Origin of the sequence: Psychrobacter pacificensis, assembly GCF_900101915.1 — a bacterium.
Lineage (GTDB): Bacteria > Pseudomonadota > Gammaproteobacteria > Pseudomonadales > Moraxellaceae > Psychrobacter > Psychrobacter pacificensis.
Map to the genome: position 1 here is coordinate 22378 of NZ_FNAL01000003.1, position 14663 is coordinate 37040.

14 protein-coding genes and 1 pseudogene are annotated in these 14663 nt (G+C 44.4%); 7 read left to right on the top strand and 8 right to left on the bottom strand.

The features are described 5' to 3' along the window. Nucleotides 1–160 precede the first annotated feature (160 nt). The 7 genes from betT to BLR43_RS02565 all read left to right on the top strand — a co-directional run bounded on the left by betT (nt 161) and on the right by BLR43_RS02565 (nt 8073). A complete protein-coding gene (gene betT, locus BLR43_RS02530; RefSeq protein WP_093068516.1) occupies nt 161–2206 on the top strand; it encodes a choline BCCT transporter BetT in 2046 nt (681 codons plus the stop codon). Nucleotides 2207–2449: 243 nt separating this feature from the next. Continuing rightward, nucleotides 2450–2938: a M48 family metallopeptidase gene (locus tag BLR43_RS02535; RefSeq protein WP_093068520.1), complete on the top strand. Its 489-nt coding sequence runs from the start codon at nt 2450–2452 to the stop codon at nt 2936–2938. Between the two features lie 387 nt (nt 2939–3325). Continuing rightward, nucleotides 3326–4264 carry a DMT family transporter gene (locus BLR43_RS02545; protein WP_093068523.1) on the top strand — a complete coding sequence of 313 codons (939 nt, stop codon included), beginning with the start codon at nt 3326–3328 and terminating at the stop codon, nt 4262–4264. A 201-nt stretch (nt 4265–4465) separates the two neighbouring features. Continuing rightward, entirely contained in the window at nt 4466–6226 is a 1761-nt protein-coding gene (locus tag BLR43_RS02550) for a TrkH family potassium uptake protein (protein WP_093068526.1), read from the top strand. 78 nt (nt 6227–6304) lie between these two features. Beyond that, a complete protein-coding gene (locus BLR43_RS02555; RefSeq protein ID WP_093068529.1) occupies nt 6305–7006 on the top strand; it encodes a potassium channel family protein in 702 nt (233 codons plus the stop codon). Nucleotides 7007–7049: 43 nt separating this feature from the next. Then, a complete protein-coding gene (locus tag BLR43_RS02560; RefSeq protein ID WP_093068534.1) occupies nt 7050–7592 on the top strand; it encodes a DUF3124 domain-containing protein in 543 nt (180 codons plus the stop codon). 67 nt (nt 7593–7659) lie between these two features. Next, a complete protein-coding gene (locus BLR43_RS02565) occupies nt 7660–8073 on the top strand; it encodes a PaaI family thioesterase (protein ID WP_058023760.1) in 414 nt (137 codons plus the stop codon). A gap of 46 nt (nt 8074–8119) precedes the next feature. Here BLR43_RS02565 and BLR43_RS02570 read toward each other — a convergent pair. The 8 genes and pseudogenes from BLR43_RS02570 to BLR43_RS02600 all read right to left on the bottom strand — a co-directional run. Further along, nucleotides 8120–8425, bottom strand: a pseudogene (locus BLR43_RS02570) (c-type cytochrome); the annotation flags it as partial. Nucleotides 8426–8483: 58 nt separating this feature from the next. Further along, nucleotides 8484–8795: a c-type cytochrome gene (locus tag BLR43_RS13790; RefSeq protein ID WP_143007405.1), complete on the bottom strand. Its 312-nt coding sequence runs from the start codon at nt 8793–8795 to the stop codon at nt 8484–8486. Between the two features lie 4 nt (nt 8796–8799). Further along, nucleotides 8800–8979 carry a hypothetical protein gene (locus tag BLR43_RS13795; RefSeq protein WP_143007406.1) on the bottom strand — a complete coding sequence of 60 codons (180 nt, stop codon included), beginning with the start codon at nt 8977–8979 and terminating at the stop codon, nt 8800–8802. Between the two features lie 104 nt (nt 8980–9083). Further along, nucleotides 9084–9878 carry a PAP2 family lipid A phosphatase gene (locus tag BLR43_RS02580; RefSeq protein WP_093068540.1) on the bottom strand — a complete coding sequence of 265 codons (795 nt, stop codon included), beginning with the start codon at nt 9876–9878 and terminating at the stop codon, nt 9084–9086. Between the two features lie 92 nt (nt 9879–9970). Further along, nucleotides 9971–10441, bottom strand: coding sequence for a diacylglycerol kinase (locus BLR43_RS02585; protein ID WP_093068543.1), 471 nt, complete (start codon nt 10439–10441; stop codon nt 9971–9973). A 239-nt stretch (nt 10442–10680) separates the two neighbouring features. Then, nucleotides 10681–12027 (bottom strand): sensor histidine kinase, encoded by a 1347-nt coding sequence (locus BLR43_RS02590; protein WP_093068804.1) that lies wholly within the window; start codon nt 12025–12027, stop codon nt 10681–10683. Nucleotides 12028–12104: 77 nt separating this feature from the next. After that, a complete protein-coding gene (locus tag BLR43_RS02595) occupies nt 12105–12806 on the bottom strand; it encodes a response regulator transcription factor (RefSeq protein ID WP_093068547.1) in 702 nt (233 codons plus the stop codon). A gap of 74 nt (nt 12807–12880) precedes the next feature. After that, the gene (locus BLR43_RS02600) at nt 12881–14584 is read right to left on the bottom strand and encodes a phosphoethanolamine transferase (RefSeq protein WP_227674144.1); all 1704 of its coding nucleotides are present in this window, start codon (nt 14582–14584) and stop codon (nt 12881–12883) included. Between the last annotated feature and the right edge of the window lie 79 nt (nt 14585–14663).

Below are 14663 nucleotides of genomic sequence, written 5' to 3' on the forward strand. Positions count from 1 at the left end.
TGTCATATATGGGTGCTATTTATCATTTTATTCGGTTTTATTCATTGGTACTGCTTTGTGCGTCATGCGGTTAAGTATACGTTATGTGGTCAAAAGTCATAATACTATGCCGGACAAAGCAATATCGGACACTGTTTAATTTACTTATTTGAGGTCTTTTATGTACAGTTCGCCATCAAAAGAGGTGACGAAACCGTTGAGCCTAAACAAAACTGTGTTTTTAGGTTCGGCTATTATTTCTATTTTATTGATCATCTGGACCATTGCTTTTCCAGATTATAGTGAGACCTTACTGAGTTCAAGTATGGCGTGGGTATCAGATAAGTTTGGCTGGTACTATATGTTGGTGGTTGCTGCTTATAGTATTTTTGCTTTGTTTGTCGGTTTTTCTAAATATGGCGATATTAAGCTGGGTCAAGACCACGAAAAAGCGCAGTTTCCGTTTTTAGCGTGGGCAGCCATGCTGTTTTCAGCGGGTATCGGTATTGATCTGCTATTTTTTGGGGCATCAGAGCCATTGATGCATTATTTAACGCCGCATACGGGCCTAGAGCCTGCGAGCGCCGAGGCCATGCGTCAAGCGCTTGCTCAGACTTTTTTGCATTGGGGTCTGCATGGCTGGGGTATTTATGCGCTGATTGGTATGGCACTGGCTTACTTTGCTTACCGCAAAAACATGCCACTTGCGCTACGCTCACCGCTTACGCCAATATTTGGTGAACGCTTGATCAAAGGCTGGCTAGGTGATGGGATTGATACTTTCGGTGTTGTCTGTACGTTGATGGGTATTGCGACGAGCCTAGGTATTGGGGTGCTACAAGCCAATGCTGGCTTGACCCATGTCTTTGGTATTGAATCTAGTAAGATGGTTCAGGCGCTGATCATTGTCGGTGTGGTCGTCGCTGCCGCTGTCTCTGCGATGACAGGTGTTGAAAAAGGCGTACGTCGTCTGTCTGAATTCAATATGTTGTCGTCAATATTGCTATTGCTTGCCATCCTCGTGATGGGTAATACCGTATATTTATTAAACACCTTTACGCAAAATATTGGTCAATATTTCCAAACCATTATCTATAAAACCTTTGATGTTTATGCCTATGACGGTACTGCCGGTGCCGACTGGAAATCAGGTTGGACGATATTTTTCTGGGCATGGTGGGTTGCTTGGGCACCGTTTGTTGGTCTGTTTATCGCGCGTATCAGCCGTGGTCGTACGCTACGTGAATTTGTCTTTGGCGTAATGTTCATTCCATTGGGCTTTATTTTTGCATGGTTCTCTATCTTTGGTAACACTGCGATAGATCTGGTCGCCAATGGCGCAACGGCGCTTGGTGAAACTGCCGTCAATGATGCCGCGATGGGCATGTTTGCGCTATTTGAATATTTCCCTTATAGCGAAGTGCTGTCATTTGCAGGTGTAATCATCGGTCTGGTGTTCTTTGTCACCTCTGCGGACTCAGGCGCGTTGGTACTTGCCAACCTAAGCTCAAAAGGCATGACTAATGACACGGATGCACCGGTTTGGTTGCGTTTGTTTTGGGCGGCGGCAACAGGTCTTATCACACTAGGATTATTGTTTGCGGGCGGTTTTGCCTCATTACAATCGGTCTCTGTGATTGCAGGTTTGCCGTTCTCTTTGATTCTAGTGCTCTACATGATGTCCATGTGGAAGTCACTAAAAGAAGAGGGCAATAAGCGCAAAGCCAGCACGATTGGTACTGCCAATGTGCTCGACAGCGGTAAGAGCTGGAGAGCACGTTTGCAGCGTATTGTGAGCTTCCCAGGACATGCGCAGGTCGAAAAGTTCTTAAAAACAGTGGTGATGCCAGCGATGACTGAGGTCGAAAAAGAGTTCAAAGCAGGCGGTCTCAAAACCTCTTTAGATGCGCATAATCTTGCCAGTATCGGTGAAGATATCGATGCAGGCATGGGCCAAGACAGTGCTCAGGTCGACGGTCTAAAACTGCGCGTCGGTCATGGTGATGAAGATGACTTTGTTTATGAAGTTAACTTGATCAAAGCTGAACGTCCTAACTTTACATTGAATACATCAAACAAGCAGGCGGAGCATTATTATCGTGCTGAGGTGTTCTTAAGTGAAGGCTCGCAAGAGTATGACTTGGTCGGTTATACCAAAGAGCAGGTATTGGTCGATATCCTAAATCAGTACGAGCGTCATTTGCAGTATCTGCATCTAGAGCGTTAATGGCCTAGACTATCGCGCTATATCGCGCTATCAATCTATATGTACGATAGCCGATAAGTGACCGTCTTTATAAGAAAGTGCTATAAGCAATGACCCCGTAAGTTGACTACCGCTTATGGGGTTTTTTTGTGGCAAATAAGGTAAATGGGAAGTAAAACAAGCTTGAGATAACATATAGCCAATATAAGGTAAAATCCATCAAACAAGCGGACCGCTTTTAACACATAGACAAAGGATATCGTTGTGAGCAGATTAAAATACATAGCGCATTACTCAGAGCAGATTCAAACGCAAGCGGCGCAAATGATAAGCGACGGTCGGATGGGTGAGTACTTGGATAAAAAATATCCCACCCAGCACCAAGTGCAAAGTGATAAGGCGCTTTATCACTATGTCAATGAGATAAAAAACCAATACATGCGCAAGATTGGCCCGCTATCAAGCGTCAGCTATAGCAGTAAGTTAAAGGTACTAAAGCATGCGCTAGGTATCCATACTACCCAGTCTCGCGTGCAAGGCAGCAAGCTTAAATCTCATAACAGTATCACGGTTGCCAGTCTATTCAAAGACGCACCACCAGAGTTTTTACGGATGATTGTGGTACATGAGCTGGCGCATTTTAAAGAACATGATCATAACAAGGCGTTTTATCAACTGTGTTGTCATATGGAACCTGATTATCATCAGCTCGAATTAGATATGCGTTTATGGTTGCACTGGCAAGAGCAATGATTGGACAGCAATATAAAGTCAAAACATCTCTTTGCCACCGTCTGAAAACGCTCAACGTTATCGCTAACCGTGCTAAGCTTGCCTGTACTAAAAATTTAACTGCCAAATCATAAATTGAGACACAATTTTTTTGTTATCTCACGAAAAATAGAGAAAAAAATGATCAATACTAGGGCGTGTTGAACATTCGACCATGGCACTGACAGCGACTATTTTTTAGGCGATTCCATGTTAAAAATAATAAGTTTAGTCATTTTAAGCGCCAACATCTACAAAATGCCAAAGTTGCAGCCAACAAAATCGAAGACAAAGAATTTAAGGTTGAGATAGATGAGCTGCTTGCGAAACTGGTGACTGAATGATCGACCTTGTCCAATAGGATAATGGATGAATGACTTACTCAATAAAAATACTCACAAAAACACGTGGCTAGTGCCTGTTGCTTGCCTATTAGCAGGGGGTGCGCTTACTGGTATCTCGACCAACTTGGCAAAATATGCTGTCAATATCGGTCTAACACCACTCGCGTTTTTGTTTTGGTCGATCACTGGCGCGGCCATTATTTTACTAATCGTTGCTCTTATCAAACAAGAGATACCGCCTATTAGTGCCCGTAGTATCGAGTATTATTTTGTCGCCGCCTTTGTTAGCGTGGCGGCTGCCAATTTACTGCTCTTTTCGGCCATTCCTCATGTTGGGGCAGGGTTTGTTGCCCTCATTATTTGCTTACCCCCACTGCTAACGTATCTTGGCGCACTGCTGCTACGTATGGAGCGTTTTTATCTCATTCGTGCGCTTGGCGTAGTGGCGGCGCTTCTTGGCGCAGGGGTGTTGGCTATTCATAAGCTTTCTGCGCCAGAATCTAGTGTCTTCTGGATTTTAATCGCGCTGTGCGGGCCAGTGCTACTCGCCATTGGTAATATCTATCGGACATTACGCTGGCCTGACAATGCTTCATCTAGTGCGCTTGCACCCGGCATGCTAGTTGCGGCGTCGCTGTTGTTAGGTTTGTTTAGTGCGTTCTCTGATTTTTCTGTCGCGATATCTTTGGATGCTTGGCTGCTGCTAGGATTGATAGTCGTACAAGCGTGGGTGTTTGCTGGTCAGTTTTTCTTATTATTTCTTTTGCAAAAAACAGGGGGGCCTGTATTGCTCAGTTTACTAGGGGCGGTTGGGGCTGTCGTTGGTGTACCGATTGCGATATTTTTGCAGGGAGAGCGTCCACCTGAGGGGTTGTTTTTGGGGGCATCTTTGATAACTATCGGCGTGGGGCTGGTGACATGGGGCGGCGTAAAAATGGCGATAATAATAACAAAAGAAGAATGAGAGACAGCTTAGCAAGTGGGAAAAAGAGTCAGTACGTCAGTCAGTATTGTATGATCTTGCAAGTATTTGATATCTCATCTGAATGACTCTTAGGATCTATATTGATTCAATAACTAGTTACGATTCTCTCAAATCAGTTTTTGTGAATAGGGCAAAAAAGGAGTATAAGTATCGTGGTTATTGTTGTCATGGGTTCAAGCTATGAATGCAGCCGCACGTTATCGATTATTGAATAATGTTACGATTCTGATTAGTGTCATCGCGGTAGCTATTGCCTTATTGGATAGTGGCTTTACGTTGCCCATTTGGCTCCAACAAGTGTTTCATATTTTTTACTTGGTCGTTATTTTGCTCAGCTTTGTGGTGACGGTTGGCCGTTATCTCTACACAAAAAAACCGCGAACGCTCAATAAAGTTGCTATTTTTGATGCTTTTACCAGTATCGCGATTGTCATTTTACTTACCGCGCATTTCACTGATTTGGTGCGTTCTGGCTTGGACGCCGCCGTTGATGGTTTTGTCGCGATAAAAATCGCCGTGTTTGTCACCTTTATCCGTGAACTCTCTGATCATAATTTCAATCTCAATCGCACCTTTTTGCATCCTGCACAGTTTTTTATTTTAAGTTTCTTAGCCGTTGTGCTGGTTGGTGCTTTGCTCCTAATGATGCCCAATGCGACAACGCAGCCTTTATCCTTTATTGATGCGCTCTTTACCGCGACCAGTGCGGTTTGTGTGACAGGGCTTATTGTGGTGGATACGGCAACCTATTTTACGACGTTTGGCCAAGTCATTATTATGGGACTGATACAGATTGGTGGCTTGGGTATTTTGACGTTTGTGACTTACTTTAGTTACTTCTTTAAGGGCGGCGTCAGCTACGAGACGCAAGCGAGTATTAGCGAGATGTCTTATATGCGCGGCATGGGCAATGTGGTGTCGACACTTAAGTCTATTTTATACGTGACATTCGCCGTTGAGGCGGTGGCGGCGGCACTCATTTATATCAGCATTTATGATATGCCTGATATGAACTGGTCTGAGCAATTGTTTTTTTCGGTCTTTCATGCGATATCCGCTTTTTGTAATGCTGGGTTTTCGACCTTTAGTGCTGGCATGTATGACGATTCGCTACGTTTTAATTATCCATTGCAGCTTATCATTGCGATGACCTTTATCTTTGGCGGTATGGGCTTCACCATTGTGGTCAATGTGCTGCGGTATTTGCGTCATCGCGCTGAGCGACTGATATATCGCAATGACCGGCACCATATTTATCAGCCTTGGTTGCTGAATATCAACAGCCGTATTACCTTGATTACGACTGGGGCGTTATTGTTGACTGGTCTGGTTGGGGTGATGGTATTTGAATACAACAATGTACTCGCTGACCATACCAGCTTTTTCGGTAAGCTTATCACAGGGTTTTTTACGGCTGCCACGCCGCGAACCGCAGGATTCAATGTCATTGATATGGGTGAACTGACTTTTCCAACGGTCATGCTAACGATATTTTTGATGTGGATTGGGGCGTCGCCCAACTCAACGGGTGGAGGTATCAAGACCAGTACCTTTGCGATTGCGCTATTAAATACACTGAGCTTAGCACGCGGACAAACAAAGATAGAAGTCTTCAAGCGTCAGATTGCGGATATTTCAGTCCGCCGCGCGTTCTCTATTATATGGTTGTCATTATTGGTCATCGGTACGGGTGTGACGCTGATTAGTTATGATCAGCCAGAGCTTGATTTGATCAAAGTGGTATTTGAATGTTTCTCAGCTTATAGCACGGTTGGGCTAAGTTTAAACCTGACAGCAGACTTATCGGATTTTAGTAAAGTGGTGGTGTCGGTCATCATGTTTGTTGGACGGGTCAGTATGCTGACGATATTTATTGCGCTACTCAAAAACATGCGCCAACGCAATTATCGCTATCCGACTGAGGAAATCACGATTAACTAACTTATGATAAATAGACGGTTTTATGTGCAAAAACAGGGAAACTTAGAGTAAAAGATACTAAAAAAGGTCATAAAATTTATGAAATATATCATCGTAGGGTTGGGGAATTTTGGGGCGTCACTGGGAGCAGCATTGACCCGCCAAGGTCACGAAGTGATTGCCATTGACAGCAGCATGCAACGAGTAGAAGCCTATAAGGAGGTCATCTCTCATACGCTCTGTATGGATGCCACGGATGAGTATACCGTGAGCGGATTACCGATTGTCGATACCGACACCGTCATTGTCGCTATTGGAGAGGATCAAGGCGCCAACGTGATGGCAACGGCGTTATTCAAGACGCTAAAAGCAAAACGTTTGATCAGCCGTAGCATCAATCCGCTGCATAAAAAAGTCTTACAAGCCATTGGTGTCGATGACATTATTTACCCTGAAAAAGAAGCAGCCAATCGCTGGGCCAAACGACTGTCACTAAGTCATTTTGTTGATTCGTTTGAGTTAAGCGATAACTTTAGTATGGTTGAGATTAAAATTCCAAATGTGTTGATCGGCAAGACGGTTGAGGAGTTGCGGTTGGAGCAAAAATTCAATATCCGATTGCTTAGTACCTTGCGCTATGAGTATTATGAAGACAGCTTTGGTCGTACCCAGACCAAACCTAGCGTGCAAGGTCTGGCCACGCCTGATCAAATATTGCAAGACCGTGATGTATTGGTCATTTATGGCGCAAACAAATACATCAACCAGTTCTTACGTAGCGTGGGTGTGAAAATCAAATAACGGCTTGCAATCGCAGTGACATGAAAAGGGACAGGGGAAGTTTATGAATAAGCGCAGTATGTCCGTTCTATTGGTCGCTGTTATCGTCTTGCTGTCAGGCTGTGATCCGTCTGCGCAAGATCCAAATGTTCTTATGTCCGAGCACCAACAAGATCCGATTGAAGCGTTAGAGGTGACCTCCGATGTAGATCGTAGCGAGTTTAATTACAAAGAAACCTTTTATGTACCGATTTATTCTGATATCTATACCGATAGAGACAATCGCAAAGTACTACTGTCAGCAACGCTGAGTGTGCGCAATACCACGCTGAAAAAATCACTGTATATTAATAAAATTGATTATTATGATACGGATGGGGCATTGGTAAAGTCGTATCTAAGCAAACCCATCGAGCTATCAGCGATGGCCACGCTCAACTACATCGTCGAAAAAGAAGAAGATAAAGGCGGGTCGGGTGCTAACTTCATTATCGAGGTTGAAGGTGTCGATGAAACCGTCAGACCAGTGATTGAGGCGGTCATGATTGGGAATTTTAGTAATAAAGGATTTGCCTTTAGTACAGAAGGTACGCCAGTAATACATTAAAGGAATGTATTCAGTGAAGTAATAAATAACAAGGAAAGTTTAATTTAATTCAATTCAAGGAAGCGTTATGTCTGCAACCAAAGAAGAAATCAGCGCCTTTATGGCGTTAGAGTTTCCACAAACCAAATGCATCGTCGAAGCAGTCAGTGAAAATGGTGCGACTTTATCACACGAGATTGGCATCGATGAGCTACGTCCTGGTGGCACAGTGTCAGGACCTGTCATGATGGCCGTCGCTGACGTCGCCATCTATGTTGCGATACTCGGGAAAATCGGTATCGTGCCATTGACAGTGACGACGAGTCTGACTATCAATTTTTTGCGTAAACCATCAGCAGATGCACGTATTATCGCTGAATGTACCTTACTCAAAGTAGGGCGAGCCTTAATAGTGGGCGAGGTCTCTCTGTATTCAGAAGGCTCAGACGATGTCGTGGCTCATGTCGTCGGCACCTATTCTGTACCGCCCAAGCGTATCTAAAACGCTATGTAAGCGCTTGGGTACGTTATAAGATAGCGAGCGTCTTCTAATCGCTCGGGTCTGACCCTGGTGGAAAATCATGGCGTAGCTGCGCCACATTAGCAGTCGTAACCGTGTCAGTGAAATTGTTCAAATCGCTATGTACGTACTGTGTAACGGCTGCTATTTGTGCATCATTCATCATACTATGGAACGATGGTATCCCGCGCAGACCATTTATTAACACCCTAATAATATAGTATTTCGATTGCATTTTACTGTTGTTGGCCAGCGACGGATAGTAGCCAGCGCCGTATGCACCGTCACCTTTTTGCATATGGCAACCTGCACAAGAGTCGTCATAGCGTTTTTTGAGTCCTGCGCGGTTTTCGGTAGAGGGCACGTTGATGACATTCCATGCCAGCATTAAGCTACGGATATTCAACGGGAAAGGCAGGTGTGTGGTTTTTTTCAGGGGGGTTGTCTACGATAGGTACGGTCTGAAAATAAGCAAATAATGCACTGACATCGTCATCTGTCAGGCCATGATAGGACGGGTAAGGCATCGCAGGATAAATCTGATGATTTGGCGCCCGACCTTTGCGTAAGGCTTTTTTAAAATCGGCCTCATTATAGTTGCCAATACCATAGCGCGTCGATGGTGTGATATTGGTCGAGTAGATATTGCCAATCGCCGTATCAATCGGCACGCCGCCACTATAGTCTTCACGGTGGCAGGTCATACAGTCAGCGGTAAGCGCTGCGGTTGGCAAGCGCACTATTAGCGGGGCTGACATTTGGTAGGGTTATTCTGTTAGGCAAAGTGTCCATTGGCAAACTGACCGCCTCTGCCATCGCAGCGGTAGAGAGTACGCTAAGTCCAAATATCAATGTCAATGCTGGCATAACGGCACAAAGTGGTTTCATAACGTCCTTATAGTGCTGATAAATCATCCCTCATCGCTCATCCTAATATGCCTGCAATTCGCCAGTCGTGTCTAGCAAAATAACGCAACGTGATATCTATCATTCTAAGTGCTTGAGGTTTCAGTACCAAGCAAGCTAGTGGCTGTGTCGGCATATTTTTTACTGGCGCTTTTGGCTTTTGCCTTTATCGAATCTTTAAAGAATAGCGTCGCAAGCGCACACGCTATCGTCAGTGATAGCAGCATCGAGACCAAAGTATGACTAAAAAAATGATCGCCAAATAGCATTTTATACAGCCCCATGCTCCAGCCTAAGAGCGTGACTATTTTTAGTATTTGATAACGGTGCTTTTTGAGTGTTGGCAAAAAAGCCAATCCATATAAGGAGAATCCTGCGCTGGCGTGAGCGGCAGGAAAACATTTGGCAGGCGTTGCGGCAACCATGTTTTGCCACAGATTGAGATAAGGCAACTCACCGCCAAAAATTACCAAGTCATTCGGGCAGCTCACATGGGTGACGCCTTTTAATGTGGCAATGGTAGCCGGTACAATCGCTAATACCAGCAGTAGATAGCCGATCTCCCGAATTGGTAAAGGAAGCAGAAATTTATCGAATTTACGGCGATGCTGTGAGGCAAGGTCGGGCAAAGGTTGTTGATATTTTATAATTAACACTGCTATGAGGTAGACCGCCAGTAGGATCAGTAGGGCTTTGGGCAAATCATAAAAGATAAACGCATAAGGCTGCGCGCCTTTTTCTAGTAGCCAGTGTCCATGGCTATAAAAAAGCTCACTGATGCGTATGTCTAACTGACTATGTTCAAACACCAACGTAGCGAGGATGGTCAAACACAGTAATTTTAGCCAGTCCCAAGCCATTGAGTGGTTTTCTAAAGTCATGGATACCTCTGGCAATGTATAGTAAGTAAGAACGTATAATAAATAGGATAGCTTCTAGCGTGATTATTGATCAGTGCCTGTGATAGATGTCTTTATAAAAAGACAGACAACGCCATGAGCCATAAAATTGTTAATAGACATAACGACACGAACTGCGCCGCCGAGCCAACATCTTTTGCGATTTTTGCGAGTGGATGCTTGGCGGTTGATGTGTGATCGACGCAAGCTTCGATACCCGTGTTAATCAGCTCAACAATTAAAGATAAAAAAGACGCGAGCACTAGCATCATTTTTATACCAAGCGTAAAAGGCATCATAATGACAGCGGCAAGCAGGACAACATTGAGCCACACGACTTGTCGAAAAGCCGCCTCAAATTTGTATGCTGCCTTAAATCCGTCCATTGAATAGCCAGCAGCTTTTATAATTCGGTAAAAGCCCGTTTTGCCTTTTGCGCTTTCTGCAAAGCTATCAGGCGTGAGCGCACTGTGATGTGCTGCCTGCTTGATAGAGCAATGCTTGGCTGACTCGTCTTCAAGATTAATAGGAGTAATTTTATTCATATAGAATTCTTAATGATCTATTAATATCAAGATGCGCTTTCGGTTTTGCGTGACCAAAAAAACAGTCAAGCAAAGTCGATATAGCCTAAGTATAAGACGAGCGAGATTAAGAAAACGTTAAGAGCGTAAGCAGGAATGAGAATAAAGAATGATTCGGACAAATGGCACAAATGGCATTGCCCGCCAGTTCAGTGGGCAACGGTTAAATAGAAATTGTGGTGATAGTAAGCGAAGTACGGTTATTTATAATAAATAATAAAAGTGCTGCCGCCAGACGGATTGGCTTGATGGGTCAGCTGCCAGCCCATATGAGACATGATGCGTTGTACGATACTTAGCCCCAAACCTGAGCCTTCAACCTTGTGATTGATATCATTTTCTGGTGACAAGGCTGTGCCTGTACCCTCGTCTTGATAGTCATGAGTTAGGCGCTCAAAGCGCTCATACAGCAGCGGCATCATCGCCTCAGGAATCCCAAGACCAGTATCAGTTACCATGATTTTTTCGTCATCGATAGTGACGGTGACTTCGCCATCATCGGTATACTGAAACGCATTTTTTATCAAATTGCCGAGTGCCATTTTTAATAGCTCAGGACGCACATAGGCGCTATATTCTTGCTCAGCGACTATTTGACACGTGACCGTTTTATAGCGCAGCAAATAGGTCAATCGCTGCACCTCGGCTAAGGCAATGCTATTGATAGAAGTTTGCGGTGCATCTAGCTTTTCAGGGGCGCGCGAAAGTAAGAGCAGGGCGGTGATAATCTCAGAGGTCTCACGGGCGGTAGTGCCAATCCGATTGGTAAACTCGTTCAGATGACTGTCTGCTGGTAATTGCGAGGCCAGCACTTCAAAGGCACCCATGATGATGGTTAAGGGCGTGCGCAGCTCATGGCTGACATCACCAGTAAACAGTTGCTCGCGCTTTAGATACTGCTCAAGTTTATGGTTTTTTTCATCGATAGCTCGCGCCAATACGCCCACCTCAGAGGGCAAGTGCGTGAGTTCCGTTAGGTTGCTATGATCCGTTTCGACGGCTTTTTTTAAATCGAGTAAAGGCTTGATGATTTGTTTGGAGGACAAATGAGAGAATATGGCAGCGATAAGCAAACTTAAAATGACCGCCACTTTTAGTGTATCCGCAAATATATCTTCTAAGTTTTCAAAGATTTCTAAAACAGGGTAGTGACTCATCACCATCTCAACCCCTTCCAAGTACGTCAAAATGTAAGTCTGATTGTCTTGTTGATAGGCGAAAAAATGAAGGTTGCCGTGGGTTTTGCCAGACTCACCGTCTATAGTGACAGACTTCTCTTGCACCGTTGCCGTTGCTGTTATTTGCAGGTTGGTAGGGGCACTATCGTAGCGATAGATCTTGATGCCTGGGTCGGCAGTATAAATAGAGCGATCACCGTACTTTTCTTGGCTGATATCAAGCTGCTGCAACAGCCGACCCTTAACCAACTCTTGTTCTATTCTGCTCTCTGCGTACAGAAAAATATTGACGAAAGCCCCGCATAGCAACAGCGCGAATATAAAGTATGACAATCGAAACTTATTGGCTATCGAGTCTATATTAAACATAGTAAAGAGGTACTTAATCGAAGGAGGCGGTTGATATAGTGCGTGATAGTAGACTGTATGAGGTGCTGCTCTCTCAGTCATACTACCGCGTCTTCTGATTTATTGGGATCGATAATTTGATAACCCACACCAGGCACTGTCACTATCATGGTTTTGTCAAAGGGCTTGTCGACCTGCGCCCGCACGCTATGCATATGAGTACGTAGCGCATCACTGCTCGGTATATCTAGACCCCAAACCTTTTCTTCAAGTTCAGTTTTGCTGACGACTCGCGGTGCGGCACTCATTAGGATATGTAATATCTTAAATCCAGTTGGGGTGAGCTTAATCGACTTTCCTTCGCGCATAATAGTATGCTCACTATTATTTAGCGATAGCGCGCCCACAGCGATACTGTGTACAAAATGTTCGTCCTCATGACGACGTATGAGTGCTTTGATACGGCACTCTAGCTCAATCAACGAAAATGGCTTGACCAAATAATCATCAGCACCGCTATCAAAGCCTGCCACTTTATCCAAAATCGTATCGCGAGCAGTGAGCATGAGGACAGGCGTTTTGTCATGCAATTCTTCTCTGAGTTTCTTACACAGCTTGGTGCCATCCATACCTGGTAGCATCACATCGAGCAATATCACATCATAATGATTGCTTGCGGCGAGCGTTAGCCCACTGTAACCATTATGTGCGTTGTCCAGCTCAAAGCCTTTTGGCTCAAAAAACGCATAAATATTGGCCACGATATCGGGGTTGTCTTCAATAACGAGTATCTTATACATGATGTTAACCTAAAAAATAGTGGCTACCTAAAAGATAGTGATGGCTTAAAGGATGGAGCAATATAAAAATGGATTTAGTTATTCACTTTAAAAAAGGTTGGCGCGCCTTTGACCGCATCAGTCGTGATGCCAAAAAAGCTAAGCAACGTCGGCGTAATAAAATCATGTGACACGGGCTGACTGCTCATACTAGAGATACTATCCGCATCGATGTTATTGCTGTCTGGTGACCAAATGACTGCGGGCACGTGCTTTTGAGTATCCGGGGCAAACTTATAGGGCAGACCATGCAAATAAATATTATTTTCACCAAGACTCTCGCCATGATCGCTCATATAAACCATGACTACATCATAATTTTGTTCGTAAGTTTTTAGGGTATCGATCACGTTATTCAAAAAGTAGTCGGTGTACAGAATCGCATTGTCATAGCCATTGATCAAAGACTGGGTATCACATTTTGACAGCTCATTGGTCATACAGACAGGTTTGTACGTTTCAAATTCTTTAGGGTAGCGCTGGTAATAAGCGGGGCCATGGTTGCCCATTTGGTGTAACAAAATAAGCATGTCTTTAGGCGTCTCTTTCGGTGAGCTGCCTGACTTAACCAGTTTATCAAAACCATCAAGCATACCAATATCTCGGCATTCAACATCGCAGTTCGGATTGGTATCAGCCGTTTTGTAGTCCTCAAAAGTGACACGATCAGCCACACCTTTAGAGCTAGAGTTGTTGTCTCGCCACACGACATTGACCCCTTGCTTGCTGAGCGTATCGAGTACGTTTTCATTGTACTTGGCGGTATCGATATCATAATTTTCCCGATTTGCATAACTGAACATGCAGGGCACTGAGTAGGCAGTCGAAGTGCCACAAGAGACGGCATCTTTAAAGCTATAAAGGTTTGATTGCTTTGAGAGTAGTGGCGTGGTATTGCGTGTATAGCCGTTTAAACCAAAGTGATCAGCGCGAGCCGTTTCGCCAACGACGAACACCATGAGCTTGGGTTTTGCAGCGCTGCTGTTTGTAGTGCTACTGGTAGGAGCGACGCGCTTTGCATCTGTCGCATGTAGGGTGAAAGTATCAGGATGGCCCAGCTCATTGACATAGTTTTCGCCAAGTTTGATGGTAGAGTAAATAGGCGTGATTGGGTTGGCATATGAGCGCACCTCTTTATGCTGACGAAAGAAGCTGGCGTACTGGTCACCAAAGGGTAAAAGACACGCCGCGATAACTGCGATAGACAATATCAAGGTAGCTGTCTTTTGTAGAATACTGCGTTGCCAAGTAAAGCGTTTTAGACGAATTTTGCTAATGATAACTGCTGGCAACACGCTCAGTAGCAGCACCCGAATGACCATACTAGGGGCAAACAATCCCATCGCCTCTGCTTGATCGGTCTCCAGACTATTGATCAGCATGTTGGTGTCAAATATCGTCCCGTAAGCATCGGTAAAATAACCGCAGATGGCAGCAGTGATCAGTAGCGCAATCAATACTGGTTTGGCAATCGGACGATAGCAAAGCAGTTGTAATACCAGCCACATCAGTCCAAACAACAAGCCAGTAATAGACAGTATAAAGCCGACGTTTTTGCTAAATGGATAGACATCTAGCACCTGCTCAAAAAAGCCAATATTGGCAGTCGCCACCAAATATAAGGCAACAATGATAATAAGATAACTGAGATTTACCTCATGATCGTAGAGCTGACTCAGATAGCTGTTTTTTTTATTGGCTTTAGGCGCATCGATTTTGGCAGTTTGAGATATTGACATATAAATACTTCTCAACAGAATGGTAGGAAACGTCATTCCTTACCATAACAAGTGTGCTGTTAAGAAGATGTTAAGGTGG

Coding starts and splice junctions, on each gene's coding strand:
- betT (WP_093068516.1), top strand. CDS start 161: ATGTACAGTTCGCCATCAAAAGAGGTGACGAAACCGTTGAGCCTAAAC.
- BLR43_RS02545 (WP_093068523.1), top strand. CDS start 3,326: ATGAATGACTTACTCAATAAAAATACTCACAAAAACACGTGGCTAGTG.
- BLR43_RS02550 (WP_093068526.1), top strand. CDS start 4,466: ATGAATGCAGCCGCACGTTATCGATTATTGAATAATGTTACGATTCTG.
- BLR43_RS02555 (WP_093068529.1), top strand. CDS start 6,305: ATGAAATATATCATCGTAGGGTTGGGGAATTTTGGGGCGTCACTGGGA.
- BLR43_RS02560 (WP_093068534.1), top strand. CDS start 7,050: ATGAATAAGCGCAGTATGTCCGTTCTATTGGTCGCTGTTATCGTCTTG.
- BLR43_RS02565 (WP_058023760.1), top strand. CDS start 7,660: ATGTCTGCAACCAAAGAAGAAATCAGCGCCTTTATGGCGTTAGAGTTT.
- BLR43_RS13790 (WP_143007405.1), bottom strand. CDS start 8,795: ATGACCTGCCACCGTGAAGACTATAGTGGCGGCGTGCCGATTGATACG.
- BLR43_RS13795 (WP_143007406.1), bottom strand. CDS start 8,979: ATGAAACCACTTTGTGCCGTTATGCCAGCATTGACATTGATATTTGGA.
- BLR43_RS02580 (WP_093068540.1), bottom strand. CDS start 9,878: ATGACTTTAGAAAACCACTCAATGGCTTGGGACTGGCTAAAATTACTG.
- BLR43_RS02585 (WP_093068543.1), bottom strand. CDS start 10,441: ATGAATAAAATTACTCCTATTAATCTTGAAGACGAGTCAGCCAAGCAT.
- BLR43_RS02590 (WP_093068804.1), bottom strand. CDS start 12,027: ATGTTTAATATAGACTCGATAGCCAATAAGTTTCGATTGTCATACTTT.
- BLR43_RS02595 (WP_093068547.1), bottom strand. CDS start 12,806: ATGTATAAGATACTCGTTATTGAAGACAACCCCGATATCGTGGCCAAT.
- BLR43_RS02600 (WP_227674144.1), bottom strand. CDS start 14,584: ATGTCAATATCTCAAACTGCCAAAATCGATGCGCCTAAAGCCAATAAA.